This is a genomic window from Pseudomonas sp. GW821-FHT03C07 (genome assembly GCF_059420925.1).
The window spans coordinates 316,374-331,222 of the sequence record NZ_JBWKUQ010000004.1; the positions used below are offsets into that span (position 1 = coordinate 316,374).

13 protein-coding genes and 2 pseudogenes are annotated in these 14,849 nt (G+C 62.0%); 8 read left to right on the plus strand and 7 right to left on the minus strand.

Annotated features, from left to right (window positions below):
- Positions 1-69 precede the first annotated feature (69 nt).
- The 4 genes and pseudogenes from AC07VG_RS10730 to AC07VG_RS10745 form a co-directional block, all read left to right on the plus strand.
- Positions 70-972, plus strand: a complete 903-nt coding sequence (locus AC07VG_RS10730; protein ID WP_495002269.1) for a LysR family transcriptional regulator — start codon at positions 70-72, stop codon at positions 970-972.
- 383 nt (positions 973-1,355) lie between these two features.
- Positions 1,356-2,555, plus strand: coding sequence for a colicin E3/pyocin S6 family cytotoxin (locus AC07VG_RS10735; protein ID WP_495021013.1), 1,200 nt, complete (start codon positions 1,356-1,358; stop codon positions 2,553-2,555).
- Positions 2,556-2,563: 8 nt separating this feature from the next.
- Positions 2,564-2,803, plus strand: coding sequence for a pyocin S6 family toxin immunity protein (locus AC07VG_RS10740; RefSeq protein ID WP_495021014.1), 240 nt, complete (start codon positions 2,564-2,566; stop codon positions 2,801-2,803).
- Between the two features lie 35 nt (positions 2,804-2,838).
- A pseudogene (locus AC07VG_RS10745) lies at positions 2,839-3,024 on the plus strand (pyocin S6 family toxin immunity protein); the annotation flags it as partial.
- A gap of 38 nt (positions 3,025-3,062) precedes the next feature.
- Here AC07VG_RS10745 and AC07VG_RS10750 read toward each other — a convergent pair.
- From AC07VG_RS10750 to AC07VG_RS10780, 7 genes and pseudogenes are all read right to left on the minus strand, one after another.
- Positions 3,063-3,422 (minus strand): Na+/H+ antiporter subunit G, encoded by a 360-nt coding sequence (locus AC07VG_RS10750; protein WP_495002265.1) that lies wholly within the window; start codon positions 3,420-3,422, stop codon positions 3,063-3,065.
- Entirely contained in the window at positions 3,419-3,697 is a 279-nt protein-coding gene (locus AC07VG_RS10755) for a K+/H+ antiporter subunit F (RefSeq protein ID WP_100943305.1), read from the minus strand. Before AC07VG_RS10755 ends, AC07VG_RS10750 begins: the two co-directional genes overlap by 4 nt.
- Positions 3,694-4,182, minus strand: coding sequence for a Na+/H+ antiporter subunit E (locus AC07VG_RS10760; protein WP_495002264.1), 489 nt, complete (start codon positions 4,180-4,182; stop codon positions 3,694-3,696). The genes AC07VG_RS10755 and AC07VG_RS10760 overlap by 4 nt, the downstream gene beginning before the upstream one ends.
- Positions 4,179-5,846, minus strand: a complete 1,668-nt coding sequence (locus AC07VG_RS10765) for a monovalent cation/H+ antiporter subunit D (RefSeq protein ID WP_495021015.1) — start codon at positions 5,844-5,846, stop codon at positions 4,179-4,181. Before AC07VG_RS10765 ends, AC07VG_RS10760 begins: the two co-directional genes overlap by 4 nt.
- Positions 5,843-6,187, minus strand: coding sequence for a Na+/H+ antiporter subunit C (locus AC07VG_RS10770; protein WP_495002262.1), 345 nt, complete (start codon positions 6,185-6,187; stop codon positions 5,843-5,845). The genes AC07VG_RS10765 and AC07VG_RS10770 overlap by 4 nt, the downstream gene beginning before the upstream one ends.
- The gene (locus tag AC07VG_RS10775; RefSeq protein ID WP_495021016.1) at positions 6,187-9,105 is read right to left on the minus strand and encodes a monovalent cation/H+ antiporter subunit A; all 2,919 of its coding nucleotides are present in this window, start codon (positions 9,103-9,105) and stop codon (positions 6,187-6,189) included. Before AC07VG_RS10775 ends, AC07VG_RS10770 begins: the two co-directional genes overlap by 1 nt.
- A 279-nt stretch (positions 9,106-9,384) precedes the next feature.
- Positions 9,385-10,463: pseudogene (locus AC07VG_RS10780) on the minus strand (DMT family transporter).
- On the opposite strand from AC07VG_RS10780, the gene AC07VG_RS10785 reads away from it, so the two are divergent.
- The 4 genes from AC07VG_RS10785 to AC07VG_RS10800 all read left to right on the plus strand — a co-directional run bounded on the left by AC07VG_RS10785 (position 10,422) and on the right by AC07VG_RS10800 (position 14,467).
- Entirely contained in the window at positions 10,422-10,985 is a 564-nt protein-coding gene (locus tag AC07VG_RS10785) for a helix-turn-helix domain-containing protein (RefSeq protein WP_495002260.1), read from the plus strand. The pseudogene AC07VG_RS10780 and the gene AC07VG_RS10785 overlap by 42 nt on opposite strands.
- Before the next feature lie 427 nt (positions 10,986-11,412).
- A complete protein-coding gene (locus AC07VG_RS10790; RefSeq protein ID WP_495021017.1) occupies positions 11,413-12,615 on the plus strand; it encodes an SfnB family sulfur acquisition oxidoreductase in 1,203 nt (400 codons plus the stop codon).
- Positions 12,616-12,624: 9 nt separating this feature from the next.
- A complete protein-coding gene (locus AC07VG_RS10795) occupies positions 12,625-13,080 on the plus strand; it encodes a hypothetical protein (RefSeq protein ID WP_495002258.1) in 456 nt (151 codons plus the stop codon).
- The gene (locus AC07VG_RS10800; RefSeq protein WP_495002257.1) at positions 13,070-14,467 is read left to right on the plus strand and encodes an LLM class flavin-dependent oxidoreductase; all 1,398 of its coding nucleotides are present in this window, start codon (positions 13,070-13,072) and stop codon (positions 14,465-14,467) included. The genes AC07VG_RS10795 and AC07VG_RS10800 overlap by 11 nt, the downstream gene beginning before the upstream one ends.
- Positions 14,468-14,849 lie beyond the last annotated feature (382 nt).

Below are 14,849 nucleotides of genomic sequence, written 5' to 3' on the forward strand. Positions count from 1 at the left end.
ATTATTGATAGCCTGATTGATCAAGTCTAGTTTCTAATTGTGATGAAACGATAACTTTGGTTGATCAATATGGACCTGCGCGATCTCACCTATTTCGAAACCATCGCCGAGTTGGGCCATCTGGGCCGCGCGGCGCAGAAGCTCAACCGTAGCCAGCCGGCGTTGACCAAGAGTATTCAGCGCTTGGAGGAGTCGTTCGGCACCAAGCTGTTCGAACGCGAGGGCCGGCGGATCAAGCTGACCCCGGTCGGCGAGTTGTTGCAGCAGCGTGGTCGGCAGTTGCAGCAGAGCATTGCCGAGACCCACCGTGAAATCCGCGACTTCGCCAGCGGCGTGTTGGGCAATATCCGCCTGGGCTGTGCGGCGAGCATGGCCGAGTACCTGCTGCCGCAATTGACCACCGCCTTGCTGGAACGGGCGCCGGAGATCACCTTGAGCCTGGCGATCGGCCAGGACGATATGTTGCGCGAGTCCCTGCGTTCCGGGCGGTTGGACATGGTGATCTGCCCGCTGTTCGACGATGATCCGCAGCTGTTGTCGCATCCGTTGTTCGATGATGAGGCGGTGGTGGTTGCCAGCCGCAATCACCCGATCTTCGACGCGCCGATTCGCCTGAGCGAGCTGGGGCGCTTTCGCTGGGTGCTACCGGCCCCTGGGGTGTCGTCGCGGCGCTGGATCGACAATGTGTTTCTCGCCCATGACCTGCCGCTGCCCTCGGTGCAGATCGAGACCAATACGATTTCCCTGCTGCCACGTCTGATCGGCCAGACTCGCTTGCTGAGCTTCCTGGCGCGGGAAACCCTGGAGGATGTGAAGGGCGCGACGCATCTGCGGGAAGTGCGGCTCAAGGAAACCACCATGAAGCGTACCCTGGTGGTTTCCGTGCGGGCCGGCAGTTACTTGTCGCCGGCGGCCCAGACCATGCTTGACCTGCTCAAGCGTGATGGTCGGGTATTTTTCACTGCACGTTGAACCTGTAGGAGCCTGCTTGCTGGCGATGGCGATGTCACATTCACCGCCGCTATCGCCAGCAAGCAGGCTCCTACAGGTTTCGTGGGCGTTCTTGAGACCCCATTTCCTTAACTGATTGGCGTTGGCGACTAGTCCGATTGTCCCTTGTCCAGTCTGGTCCGAGGGGGTGTTCAGCCTCGACTGACAGAATCTGAAAATAACTTTATCGATATAAGCGGGAAATTTTAAATAAAGCAGGTGATATCCGCACTGTAGGCGGTCTGAAGTAGGACCAATCTGTAAACACTGAAGGGCATTTTGTAAACACTCTTCAGGGGCTTTATCGCCGTGAAAACCTCCTGCATGTTCCTTCGTACTGCAAACCAGTACGAAGGAACATGGGTTTGAAATGGAGCAATGATTTTTTCGAGAAAGGCGAAAAAAAAGACTGCCTCTTCTGTCGGCCCGGCCAGCCATGCTCCTGGTGCAAGGAGCCTGGCTGGCGGACAGAAAGCTGGGGCTGCTTTGGTGGTGTCGAACAGAGAGCCCCCGCCCCGGCACCTCCAGAGATCCCCCTTCAAAAGGAGTCCTGGCCCCAGTCAAAACCACCACAAGGCGTGATCTTTGCCAAGTCCTGTGACCCCGCAAACTGGCGTTGCACGGAGGCGGGCACAGTCACCGAGCCTGCCTTCCATTTTGGCAAGGTTATGGTGTCGAAAACCAAGGCGATTCCGGCGGGGGCCGCCGTGCTTGGCGCCACGCTGGGAGCCGATGCGGCGCTGGGTCGAATCGCCGGAGGCGGCATCGTCCAGCAGGGCTTCCGCTGGATGTTGCGCAGCGCCATGGTGGCCGGTGGCGGTGCCACGGTCTTTATCGCCGGCATGCTCCCCGCTCGCATGGGGGACGGCACCCTGTACAGCGACGACGAACTGCGGCAGATGGCGGCTGCGGCTTCCCGTGTGCGTTTCCAGTTTCGTCACGACACCGAAGGGGCGTTGCAGCTCTACGGTATTCACACCGGGGCTTCCGGGGATGACAGCGTCCGTATTGTCAAAGCCCAATGGCGGGCCGACGGCCGCACGCTGGAAGCCCATCTGGGCGACGGCATCACCCTGCTCTGGACGCCCAACGGTGGCCCGCTGCTCACCCCCGAACTGACTTTCCCGGAACACACGGATGAGCCGATGGGCAGCATCCTTGTGCATCCCATTGAGGAAGGGGTGGATTCGCAGATCGACGGTTATCCCGTTGCCGACGACGTTACCCTCGGCGACCGGATCATCACCTTCCCGCTCGATTCCGGGTTGAAGTCGATTTATGTGGTGTATTCGAAGCCGTTTGGAGGGGATCATTCTTATCACCTAGCGCCTGGGAGGCTGACGGCTTTTCCAGATGCAGTTAAAGTTAATTCGAAAAGTCGGGTCCAGGGTGGTGGAGCCAAACGAGCTCGTTGGAAGGACCGAAAAGGTCGGATTTATGAGTGGGACAGTCAGCATGGCGCCGTCGAAATGTATGACAAACAAGGTAAGCATTTAGGGGAGTTTGACCCTATTACTGGTGAGCAAACTAAACTAGCGAATCCTGGCCGAAAAGTAGAGAAATAGAGGTTTTTATGTATTTATGTATCACAGGTTTTTTGCCAAACAATGACGAAGATGACTCGCTCAAATTTGAGCTTTGCCTGGATCCGTCGTATAACGAGAAAATCGTGAGTCTGCTAGGCTATAAAAACCTCAATGCAATGGCTGAGGGGCTGTGGGATTTGAGTGATAACCAAGTGAGAGAAATATCAGCGCTGATTGGACAGGAACTTCCGACTGATTTGGAAATGCTCATTGGTGTGGAGGCTTAAGCGCGCACCGGGGGCCGGATAGGACGGATTTAACTATGAATTTTTGTATTGTCGGTTTTTTACCTGAAGACAATGATGATGAATTCATAAAATATGACCTTGATGTCGCACCCGAGTTTGAAAGTGAACTTCTTGAGTTGTTTGGGTGCGCTAGTCTCAATGAGATGGCCGTGGGGGAATGGTCACTGACTTCGGATCAGGTACAACAGATCGCCGCCGTTATAAAGCAAACGAGAACGCTAGAAAACTTGCAAATCGCTCAGCCCTTGCCCTCGGTACGCCCGCTACTGACTTCCGCGGGCACATCGGCGCCGGCCATGCGCTTGCGGAACAACCCGGTGCGGGCCAGCAGCAGGGTGGTCACCGGTACGGTGATCGACAGCAGGATCGGGATCAGCCAGGCATGGATCACCGGCTCCGATTTGAGCGCCGAAAAGTACAGGATCGAGGCCAGTGCCACGCACCAGGCACCAAGGGTCGAAGCCAGCGCCGGCGGGTGCATGCGCTGGAAGAAGTCCTTCATGCGCAACAAACCGATGGCGCCGCACAGGGCGAGCAGGCTGGCGGCCAGCAGCAGCAGGGCCACCGGAATTTCGATCCAGAGCGATACCGCGTTCATTCGATCACCTCGCCGCGCAGAAGGAATTTGGCCAGGGCAAACGAACCGACAAAGCCGAACAGGGCAATCAGCAGCGCCGCTTCGAAGTAGGTGTCACTGGCGTAGCGAATGCCCAGCACCAACATCATCAGCATGGCAATCAGGTAAAGGTAATCCAGGGCCAGGACCCGGTCCTGGGCCGACGGGCCCTTGAACAGCCGGACCACGGTCAGGACCAGGGCCACGCTGAAGATAAACAGGCTCAGCAGGATCGCATTGGCGAGCAGTGCGCTCATTCGAAGATCTCCATCAGAGGACGTTCGTAAGTTGCCTTGAAGTGCTGGATAAAAGCGCTTTCGTCATCCAGGTCGAAGACGTGCAGCAGCAGGACGCTGCGGTCCAGGGCCAGCTCCGACCAGACGGTGCCGGGAACCACCGTGCAGATCATCGACAGCACCGCCAGGCCGTTGGCATCGCGCAGGTCCAGGGGCACCTTGACGAAGGCCGAACGCGGTGCGCGGCGTCCAGCATTGAGCACGCCCCAGGCGACGGCGAGGTTGGACAGCACCACGTCCGCCCCGACCCGCAGCAACAGGCGCAGCATGACCCCGGGGCGACGGATACGGATCGGCCGCGGGCGCAACGGCGCCATCATCACCGGGGCGAAAACCGCGAGGGCCGCACCCAGCAGCAGGTTGCCCGGGCTGATCGACAGGTTCAGCACCAGCCACAGCAACCACAGCGCCAGGGACAGCCAGGGCGCGGGGAACAGGCGCTTCATGGCTGCACCTCCACGGCGGCACTCGGGTTCGGCACCGGACGGGTGGCCTGCACGGCGCTGATGTATTGCCCTGGATTGTCGAGGGACTCAGCCGCAGCCCGGGTGTAGCGCAGCAGCGGCTCGGCCTTGACCGTCAGCAGGATGCACAGGCCCAGCAAGGCGACGATGGGCAGGCACTCGAAACGCCGCAGTGCCGGTGACGGACGCTCCTGGGGTGTCCAGAAACGCGCGATACCCATCCGCGAGAAAGCCAGCAGCGAAGCGAGTCCGGACAGCACCAGCAAGGCCAGCAGGGCCCAGGCCGCCGGGGAGATCGGCGCATCGATGCCCAGCCCTAGCGGATTGAGCAGGGCGCTGAGCAAGCTCAGCTTGCCGATAAAGCCGGACAGCGGCGGCATGCCGATAATCAGCAGGGCGCAGGCGATAAAACTCAAACCGAGGAAGGCCATGGTCCAGGGGATGACCTGGCCGACCACGGCTTTCTGTTCATCGTCCAGGTTGGTGCCGGGCCGTGGGTGCAAAGACTCCAGCGAGCGTGGCAGCGGGTCGATGTCCTCGTCCAGCGGCAGTTCGTTGGCCGAGCGCGAGCGTTCGATCAGTTCGGCCAGGAGGAACAGCGCACTCAAGGCCAGGGTCGAGCTGACCAGGTAGAACAGCGCGCCGGCCGTGAGGTTCGGCTGGGCGAAACCGATGGCCGAAAGCAGGATGCCCGCCGACACCAGGATGCTCAGGCTGGCCATGCGCTCCAGGCGTTGGGCGGCGAGGATGGCCACGGCGGCGCAGGCGATGGTCGCCATGCCGCCGTAGATCAGCCAGTCGCCACCGAAATGCGCCGAGGCGCCGGCCTCGCCGGAGAACAGCAGGGTCCACAAGCGCAGCAGGGTATAGACCCCGACCTTGGTCATGATCGCGAACATCGCCGCCACCGGGGCGCTGGCCGAGGAGTAGGCGGGCACCAGCCAGAAGTTCAGCGGCCACATCCCGGCCTTGGCCAGGAAGGCCACGGCGAGAATCGCCGCGCCGGCATGCAGCAGGCCGCGATCGGCTTCCGGTACCAGCGGGATCTTCAGGGCCAGGTCGGCCATGTTCAGGGTCCCGGCAACGCCATAGATCAGCGCCGCGCCGATCAGGAACAGCGACGAGGCCAACAGGTTGATCGCGATGTAATGCAAGCCCGCCGACACCCGAGAGCGCCCCGAGCCGTGCAGGACCAGGCCGTAGGACGCCGCCAGCAACACCTCGAAGAACACGAACAGGTTGAACAGGTCGGCGGTCAGGAAGGCACCGTACAGGCCCATCAACTGGATCTGGAACAAGGCGTGGAAGCTGGCGCCGGCACGGTCCCAGCGGGCCATGGCGAACAGCAGCGCGCTGACGCCGATGATCCCGGTCAGGACCAGCATCAACGCCGAGAGACGGTCGACCACCAGCACGATGCCGAACGGCACCTGCCAGTTGCTTGGCAGGTAGACGCCGATGGAGCCGGTTTCGCCGGCCTGGGTGCCGATCAGCAAGAGCACCGAGATACCCAGGCCGATCAGGCTCGAGACCAGATTGAGTCGGGCCTTGAGCGGTCGGTGTTTCTCGCCGAGCATCAGCATCAGCGCTGCCGTGAGCAGCGGCAACAGGATCGGGGCGATGATCAGGTGTGACATCGGGTTCATTCCTTGGGCTCCCGACCATCGACATGGTCGGTGCCGGTCAGGCCGCGCGAGGCCAGCAGCACCACCAGGAACAGCGCGGTCATGGCGAAGCTGATGACAATGGCGGTGAGCACCAGGGCCTGGGGCAGCGGATCGGTGTAGTGGAGCAAGTCCTGGGGCACGCCGTCCTTGACCATCGGCTCCTTGCCGATAAACAGGCTGCCCATGCTGAAGATAAACAGGTTGACCCCGTAGGACAGCAGGCACAGGCCCATTACCACCTGAAAGGTCCGCGGGCGCAGCACCAACCAGACCCCGGAAGCAACGAGCACGCCGATGGCAATTGCAATGACTTCTTCCATCAGGCGGCTCCAGGCTTGGCTTGGGCGCCGAGTTGCTGGCTCGGCCGATGGGCGCGGACCGATTGGTGCGCCAGGGCGGTGAGGATTAGCAGGGTCGAACCGACCACCACCGCGTACACGCCGATATCGAAGAACAACGCGCTGGCGATATGGACGTCGCCCAGCAGCGGCAGATGCAGGTGCGCGGTGTGGGTGGTCAGGAATGGATAGCCGAAGGCCATCGCCGCAAGGCCGGTGACCGTGGCGAACAGCAGGCCGGTGCCCATCCAGCGTAACGGCCGCAGGCTCATCTGCGCCTCGACCCATTGGGTGCCGGCAACCATGTATTGCAGGATAAACGCCACCGACATCACCAGCCCGGCGACAAAACCACCGCCTGGTTGGTTGTGCCCGCGCATGAACAGGTACATCGAGACCACGAAGGCGATCGGCAGCAGCAGGCGCACCAGCACCGCCGGCACCATCATGAAACCGAGGGCGGTGTCGCTGGCGCTGCGCGGGTTGACCAGGTCGGTGACCACGTCCGGGGCCAGTTGGCGCTGCTGGTTAGGCAGCTCCAGGCTTTCCTTCGGTGGACGGAAACGCCGCAGCAGAGCGAACACCGTCAGGGCGGTGGCCACCAGCACGGTGATTTCACCGAGGGTATCGAAGCCGCGGAAGTCCACCAGCATCACGTTCACCACGTTGCTGCCACCGCCTTCGGGCAGGGCGCGGCTGAGGTAGAACGAGGAGATATCGTTGGGCGTCTGGCGGGTCAGCATGGCGTAGGACAACAGCGCCATGCCGCCGCCGACGGCGACCGACAGCAGCAGGTCGCGCAGGCGGCGAATCCGCGCCTTGCGCAGGCTGCTCGGCAAGGGCGAGACCTCTTCGATACGCCGCGGCAGCCAGCGCAGGCCCAGCAGGATCAGTACCGTGGTCACCACTTCCACCACCAACTGGGTCAGGGCCAGGTCCGGCGCGGAGAACCAGACAAAGGTGATGCAGGTCATCAGGCCGCAGACGCTGACCATGATCATGGCCGCCAGCCGGTGGTACTTGGCTTGCCAGGCGGCGCCCAGGGCGCAGGCGATGGCCAGCAGCCAGAGGATGACGAAGACGATGGAACCGGCGATCTTCGGCCGTTCGCCCCAGGACAGGCTGCTGTGCCACATCGGAATCAGGCCGCCGACCACCGCCGCCAGCACCAGCAGGAACAACTGGGTTTGCAGGCGCTGGGTGCTGACCCGGCGTTCGACGCGCCGGGCATAGCGCATGATCAGCACCAGGCTGCGTTCGAACAGGCGCTTGCCGTTGAGGCGACCGATCAGTGGCGGACGACTGAAACGGCCACGCTTGAGTTGTTTGCGTAACAACAGGTAGAGCAGCACGCCGCCGGACATGGCGATCAGGCTCATGATCATCGGCGCGTTGAGGCCGTGCCAGATCGCCAGGCTGTACTCGGGCAGGGTCCCGCCGACCACCGGCAGGGCCGCGGTGGCGAGGATCGAGCCGACCACCTGGGCCGGGAAGATCCCCACCAGCAGGCAGGTGAACACCAGCAGCTCCACCGGCGCGCGCATCCAGCGCGGTGGTTCATGGGGTGTGTGGGGCAGGTCGGTGGCCTTGGGGCCGAAGAACACATCGACGGTAAAGCGCAGCGAATAGGCGACGCTGAAGGTGCCGGCAAGGGTGGCGATGACCGGCAGGGCCATTTCGACCCAGGCGCTGGAATTGATGAACACCGTTTCGGCGAAGAACATTTCCTTGGACAGGAAGCCGTTGAGCAGCGGCACCCCGGCCATGGAGGCGCTGGCGACCATCGCCAGGGTCGCGGTGAACGGGATCAGCTTGATCAGGCCGCTGAGCTTGCGGATATCGCGGGTGCCGCTTTCGTGGTCGATGATGCCAGCGGCCATGAACAGCGAGGCCTTGAAGGTGGCGTGGTTGAGGATGTGGAACACCGCGGCCACGGCGGCCAGCGGGCTGTTCAGGCCCAGCAGCAGGGTGATCAGGCCCAGGTGGCTGATGGTGGAGTAGGCCAGCAGGCCCTTGAGGTCGTTCTGGAACATGGCGCAGTAGGCGCCGAGCAGCAGGGTCGCGGCGCCGGCGCCGCCGACGATCCAGAACCACTCATCGCTGCCGGAGAGCGACGGCCACAGTCGCGCCAGGAGAAACACCCCGGCCTTGACCATGGTCGCCGAGTGCAGGTAGGCCGAGACCGGGGTCGGCGCGGCCATGGCGTGGGGCAGCCAGAAGTGGAAGGGGAACTGTGCGCTCTTGCTCAGGGCGCCGATCAGGATCAGCGGCAGCAGGATCGGATACAGGGCGTGGGCGCGGATTTTATCGCCAGCCGCCAGCACGGTGTCCAGGTCATAGCCGCCGACCACATGGCCGAGAATCAAGACCCCCGCCAGCAGGCACAGGCCGCCGGCGCCGGTCACCGTCAGCGCCATATAGGCGCCACGGCGGGCGTCGCTGCGGTGATGCCAGTAGCCGATCAGCAGGAAGGAGAACAGGCTGGTCAGTTCCCAGAAGAACACGATCTGGATCAGGTTGCCGGACAGCACCAGGCCGAGCATGGCGCCCATAAAGGCCAGGAAAAACGCGAAGAAGCGCGGCACCGGGTCTTCCGGCGACATGTAGTAGCGGGCGTACAACGACACCAGGGTGCCGATGCCCAGCACCAGCATCGAGAACAGCCAGGCAAAGCCGTCCAGGCGCAGGACGAAGTTCAGGCCGAGGCTGGGCAACCACTCGATGGTCTGGTGAATCACGCCGCCATGGGCGATCTGCGGGTAGAGCAGTGCCATCTGCAGGGTGCCAACCAGGGCGATAACACCGGCGAGGATGGATTCGCTGTTGCGTGCGTTATGCGGCAGCACGGCCGCCAGGCAACTGCCGATAAAAGGCAAAAGCAGTAGAACTATCAAGGACATAGGCTTCTAATCTGCAGGAGTTTGCCAAAGATCATACGTGGCGCACCGGGGATCACCAACCCAGAACCTGTGGCAGAATCCTACAAGGTAGGTGGTAAATGGCTGATATGCCTGTTTGTAGGGGGCAGTGAGGGGATGTGTTGTTTGAGCGGACGCTTTCGCGGGCAAGCTCCGCTCCCACAGGTTTTGTGTCGTTCACAAAAATCGAGCGCACCCCCATCCTTTGTGGGCGCGGAGCTTGTCGGGACGCCGCATCGCCGCGAAGAACGATAGCGCGGTCTAAGGGTTGTTCGGATCCAGGCCTTCGGCTTCTGTGGTTTCTTCGATCGCCTCGGCCCGCTGCTTGCCCTTGGTCTTCAACTCGCTGACGATCACCGCCGCCACGATCAACGCCGCCCCCAACAACGCAATCCCCGGCAGGCGCTCACCCGCCACACGCCCGGCAATTCCCGCCCAGACCGGCTCTCCGGCATAGATCAAGGTGGCGCGGGTCGGCGACACACTCTTCTGCGCCCAGTTCATCGCCACCTGGATCGCCGCGCTGGCGGCGCCGAGGCCGACCGCGCTGGCCAGCAGCAGCCAGGAAAACTCCGGCAGTGCTTCCTGGGTCGGCACGATCATCAGAAATGCCAGGATCGACGCCGTGCCCAACTGCACCACGGTCACCCGCCGCACATCGACCTTGCCGGCATAGTTGCTGATCAGAATGATCTCGGCGGCAATCGCGATGGCGCTGATCACCGTGGCGATTTCCCCGGAGCTGAAATTCAGTTTCGCGCCGTTGGGCCCGGATAACAGCATCAAACCGGTAAAGGCCAGCATGATCCCGATACTCGGCATCAGCCCCGGACGCTTGCCCAGCACCAACCATTGCAGCAGCGGCACGAAGGGCACGTACAACGCGGTGATAAACGCCGACTGGCTGCTGGGAATACTTTGCAGACCCACGGTTTGCAGGCCGTAGCCGAGCATGATCGCGGTGCCGATAAAGAACCCCGCCTTCAGTTCGAAAGCGGTGATGCCGCGCAGGCTGCGGGCCGAGAACAGTGCGACGATGCTCGCCGCCGCGGCAAAGCGCAGGCCGACGAAGAACATCGGGCCGCTGACGGTCATGGCGTTCTGCACCAGCAGGAAGGTGCCGCCCCAGACCATGGTGATCAGGATCAGCACGCACTCGGCCTTGCTGAACCGCAGGGTCGAGGCAAACGAGGTGTTGGAGTTCGCCGCAGTCATGGCCTTGCACACTCTCCGGGTGAGACGCACAATGCGCCGAAGCTGGGCAGTATACTGCGCAAACCAACCAAGTGAGCAATATAGTGCACAAAGAAACTTCGCAACGGGCTTCGGTGCTGCAGCATGTCAGTTTGAACGTGCGTCGCCTGCGCCATGAGGCTCAGTTGAGTCAGACCGCGTTGTCGGAAAAGTCCGGGGTCAGCCGCCGTATGCTGGTGGCGATCGAGGCGGGGGAAAAGAATGTCAGCCTGACCACGTTGGACCGAGTGGCCGAGGCGTTGGGTGTGGCTTTCAGCGACCTGATTCAGGCACCGGATGTCCGCGACCCGAGTCGGATCAACGAGGTGGCCTGGGCCGGGGTGATTCCGGGGAGCAAGGCGGTGTTGCTGGCCAAGGCCATGGCGAACCGCGAAGTGGAGCTCTGGGAGTGGCGCCTGGAACCGGGCGAGCGGTACGACTCGGAGCCGGACTACGACGGCTGGAGCGAGCAGATCTACGTCTTCGAAGGTTGCCTGACGGTGATGCTTGGGGAACAGCCCCGACTGGTAGCCGCAGGGGAGTTCTTCATGTTTCCCAGCAACCAGCCCCATGGTTATCGCAACGATGGCGAAGTGGCGACGCGCTTTATCCGTAATGTGGTGTTGTAGGGGGAAGCTTGCTTGTGATGAGATCCGGAAGTCTTGCTTCGACTGGTCGGGCGCTATCGCCAGCAAGCCGGTTCCCACAGAAAATCGGTGTTCCAACACATGGGTATCGTCGTGCCCAGATCCCTTGTAGGAACCTGGCTTGCCAGCGAATAGGTCCTTGAGACCGCCAAAAGCTTCGCGGGTAAGCCCTGCTCCTACAGGTTCGCGGTGTTACCAGGTTTCCATTTCCATCTCTGGCGGGCATGGGAAAAGCCCCTTCCGAGTGTTGCCAGGGCAACAGTGTCTGGACAATTTGCTGTTTTATAGCTGTGATCTACTCTAGGTTTTTTAATTAACTATCTGAAAAATATAGTTTTTATTTTTAGGCACGACTCCTGCTATGTCCTTGTCATGCGTTTTGTATTTTCAAGGACTCGGGAGTCGGTCTATGACAACTGTCGCCAAACCTGCCTACACCGCCCATATCATTCGCTCGGATGAAGAGGCCATTGCCGCCGCCAGAACCCTCGCCGCGCATTTTGCCGTCGAAGCCGGTGTACGTGACCGCGAGCGGCGCCTGCCCGCCGCCGAACTCGACGAATTCGCCGCCAGTGGCCTGTGGGGTATCACCGTTCCCAAAGCCTACGGCGGTGCCGGGGTTTCCTATGTGACGGTGGCGCAAGTCATCAAGATCATTTCCGCCGCCGACTCGTCCCTCGGCCAGATCCCGCAGAACCATCTGGGTGTGCTGGATATCCTCTTGCAAACCGCCGGCGAGGAACAAAAGCAGCACTATTTCGCCAAGGTGCTGCAAGGCTATCGCTTCGGCAATGCGTTTTCCGAAGCCAAGAGCAAGAACGCCGGCACCTTCGACACCCGCATCCGTTTCGACGGCGACACGGCCCATATCGACGGTGAAAAGTTCTACTGCACCGGCGCCTTGTTCGCCCATCTCATCCCGGTGGTCGGCCTTGATGAGACCGGTAATGCGCAGATCGCTTTTGTCGAGCAGGGCGCCCCGGGCCTGACCATCGTCGACAACTGGGATGGCTTCGGCCAGCGCACCACCGCCAGCGGCAATGCCTTGTTCAACGATGTGAAGGTGCCGCGCAGCAGCGTGATTCCGGCCCACAAGGCCTTCGACCTGGCCACCGCCAACGGCCCGATCTCCCAGATTATCCAGGCAGCCGTCGACACCGGCATTGCCGTCGGCGCCCTTGAAGACGCCAAGCGTCATGCCCGTCAAGCGCGGCCGTGGATCGACAGTCAGCAGGAATATGGCTGGCAGGATCCCTTCACCCAGGCGGCTATCGGCGATCTGGAATGGCGGGTGCATGGCACCGAAGCGATCCTGGAAAAAGCCGGTCTGGCGGTTGACCACGCTCTGGCGCAACCCAGCGAAGACAGCGTCGCCCTGGCCTCCGTGGTGGTGGCCGAGGCCAAGGTGCTGTCCGCCGAAATCGCGCTGCTGGTCAGCAGCAAGCTCTTCGAACTGGCCGGTACCCGTTCGGTGCTGGCCAGGCACAACCTCGATCGCCATTGGCGCAACGCCCGCACCCACACCCTGCATGACCCGGCGCGCTGGAAATATCACCTGATCGGCAACTACCTGCTCAACGGCATCAAGCCGGCCCGGCATGCCTGGAACTAGGAGCCCACGATGAACGCATTGACTCATCCCGCCAGCCACCAGCCCGCCCTGGCACGAGTGGCAAGCGACCTGCACAAGGCCCACCAATCCCTGCAACGGACCCTTGGCGTCGTACGCGCCCATGCCCAACTGGTCGCCGATCACCAGGTCATCGGCAAGTTCGGCGACCTGCAGATTCGCATCGACGTGGCGGCGGCGCTGCTGGAGCGTGCTGAACGTATTGCCGTCGGCACCCAGGACGAGGTCGAAAAGACCATCGCGGTCGCCGAAGCCAGTATCGCCATTGCTGAAGCCCTGGCCCAGGTCGGCCAGGTCGAACTGGAGCTGACCGGCCAACGCCCCAAGTGGCCGCCCAGCCATGATCCGCTTGAGGATCCGCTGCATCTCAAATACCGATTGATCGGTGACTTGCGCCTCAACGGCGTGGTTCCGCCGAGTGCCAGGAGTGCTGTCGATGTCCCGTGAAATCCGCCTCAATGCCTTCGACATGAACTGCGTCGGCCACCAGTCGCCCGGGCTGTGGGCCCATCCACGGGACCGTTCCTGGCAGTACAAGGACCTGGAGTACTGGACCGACCTGGCGAAGACTCTTGAGCGGGGCAAGTTCGACGGCCTGTTTATCGCCGATGTGTTGGGGATCTATGACGTCTACAACGGCAATGGCGACGCGGCCATTCGCCAGGCGGCCCAGGTGCCGGTGAACGATCCGTTGCAGTTGATCCCGCCCATGGCGCTGGTGACCGAGCACCTGGGCTTCGGCCTCACGGCTTCGCTGTCCTTCGAGCACCCGTATCCCTTTGCCCGGCGTCTTTCGACCCTGGACCACCTGACCAAGGGCCGCGCCGGTTGGAACATCGTCACTTCGTACCTGGAAAGCGGTGCGAAGAATCTTGGCCAACGCGCCCAAACCGAACATGACGCCCGTTACGACTATGCCGAGGAGTATCTGGAGGTCTGCTACAAACTCTGGGAAGGCAGCTGGGAAGACGGCGCGATCCTGCGTGACCGGGCGCGCAAGGTGTTCAGCGACCCGAGCAAGATTCACCAGATCCAGCATGTTGGCAAGCACTTCCAGGTGCCGGGCATCCACCTGTGTGAACCGTCGCCGCAACGCACGCCGGTTCTGTATCAGGCCGGTGCGTCCAGCCGTGGCAAGCAGTTCGCCGCCGAGCATGCCGAGTGCGTGTTTGTTGCCGTGCCGTCCAAGGTGTTGCTGAAAAAGGTCGTGGCCGATATCCGCCGGCGCGCGGCGGAGGCAGGTCGGGACCCGCGAAGCATCCTGATCTTCAACCTCCAGACCGTGATCCTCGGCGAGACCGACGCCAAGGCCAAGGCCAAGTTCGAGGAATACAAATCCTACGTCAGCTACGAGGGCGCCATGGCGCTGATCTCGGGCTGGACCGGGATCGACTTCAGCCAGTTCAAACCCGATGAGCCGTTGCAGCATGTGCACACCAACGCCATCCAGTCGGCGGTGGAGACCTTTTCCACGGCGGATCCGAACCGGATCTGGACACCCAATGAGCTGGCTGACTGGGTCGGGATCGGTGGGTTTGGACCGTTGTTTGTCGGCAGCCCGGAAACCGTGGCGGATCTGTTGCAGGAGTGGGTCGAGGAGACTGATGTCGACGGTTTCAACCTGGCCTATGCGCTGACCCACGAGACCTTTGTCGACGCGGTGGAGCTGTTGGTGCCGGAGCTGCAGAAGCGCGGCGTGTACAAGACCGAATACGCCCCGGGGACCTTGCGCGAGAAGCTGTTCGGCGCGGGGCCGAAGCTGGCGGATATCCATCCGGGGGCGGGGTATCGGGATCTGGTGGGGTTGCGGGAGAAGAGCCTGCGTTCGGCCTGATACCGAGTGGGGCAGGGGCTCATGTGGCGATCTTCGGGCCCCTTCGCGGGCAAGCTCCGCTCCCACAAGGTTCGAGTTGCCCCGGCCAGTGCGCACGACACAAAACCTGTGGGAAAGGTTTGAGTTGCCCTGGCCAAAGCGCACGACACAAAACCTGTGGGAAAGGTTTGAGTTGCCCCGGCCAGTGTGCACGACACAAAACCTGTGGGAAATGTTTGAGTTGCCCTGGCCAGTGCGCACGACACAAAACCTGTGGGAAAGGTTTGAGTTGCCCAGGCCAAAGCGCACAACACAAAACCTGTGGGAGCGGAGCTTGCCCGCGAAGAGGCCCTCCAGAGCGCCAGTGCTGCCACAGACAAACCTGTATTTCAAAGCCGCCAGC

Bases quoted from the DNA above. Each gene is read 5' to 3' on its own strand.
- AC07VG_RS10730 (WP_495002269.1), top strand. From the start codon at position 70: ATGGACCTGCGCGATCTCACCTATTTCGAAACCATCGCCGAGTTGGGC.
- AC07VG_RS10740 (WP_495021014.1), top strand. From the start codon at position 2,564: ATGTATTTATGTATCACAGGTTTTTTGCCAAACAATGACGAAGATGAC.
- AC07VG_RS10750 (WP_495002265.1), bottom strand. From the start codon at position 3,422: ATGAACGCGGTATCGCTCTGGATCGAAATTCCGGTGGCCCTGCTGCTG.
- AC07VG_RS10755 (WP_100943305.1), bottom strand. From the start codon at position 3,697: ATGAGCGCACTGCTCGCCAATGCGATCCTGCTGAGCCTGTTTATCTTC.
- AC07VG_RS10760 (WP_495002264.1), bottom strand. From the start codon at position 4,182: ATGAAGCGCCTGTTCCCCGCGCCCTGGCTGTCCCTGGCGCTGTGGTTG.
- AC07VG_RS10765 (WP_495021015.1), bottom strand. From the start codon at position 5,846: ATGAACCCGATGTCACACCTGATCATCGCCCCGATCCTGTTGCCGCTG.
- AC07VG_RS10770 (WP_495002262.1), bottom strand. From the start codon at position 6,187: ATGGAAGAAGTCATTGCAATTGCCATCGGCGTGCTCGTTGCTTCCGGG.
- AC07VG_RS10775 (WP_495021016.1), bottom strand. From the start codon at position 9,105: ATGTCCTTGATAGTTCTACTGCTTTTGCCTTTTATCGGCAGTTGCCTG.
- AC07VG_RS10790 (WP_495021017.1), top strand. From the start codon at position 11,413: ATGACAACTGTCGCCAAACCTGCCTACACCGCCCATATCATTCGCTCG.
- AC07VG_RS10795 (WP_495002258.1), top strand. From the start codon at position 12,625: ATGAACGCATTGACTCATCCCGCCAGCCACCAGCCCGCCCTGGCACGA.
- AC07VG_RS10800 (WP_495002257.1), top strand. From the start codon at position 13,070: ATGTCCCGTGAAATCCGCCTCAATGCCTTCGACATGAACTGCGTCGGC.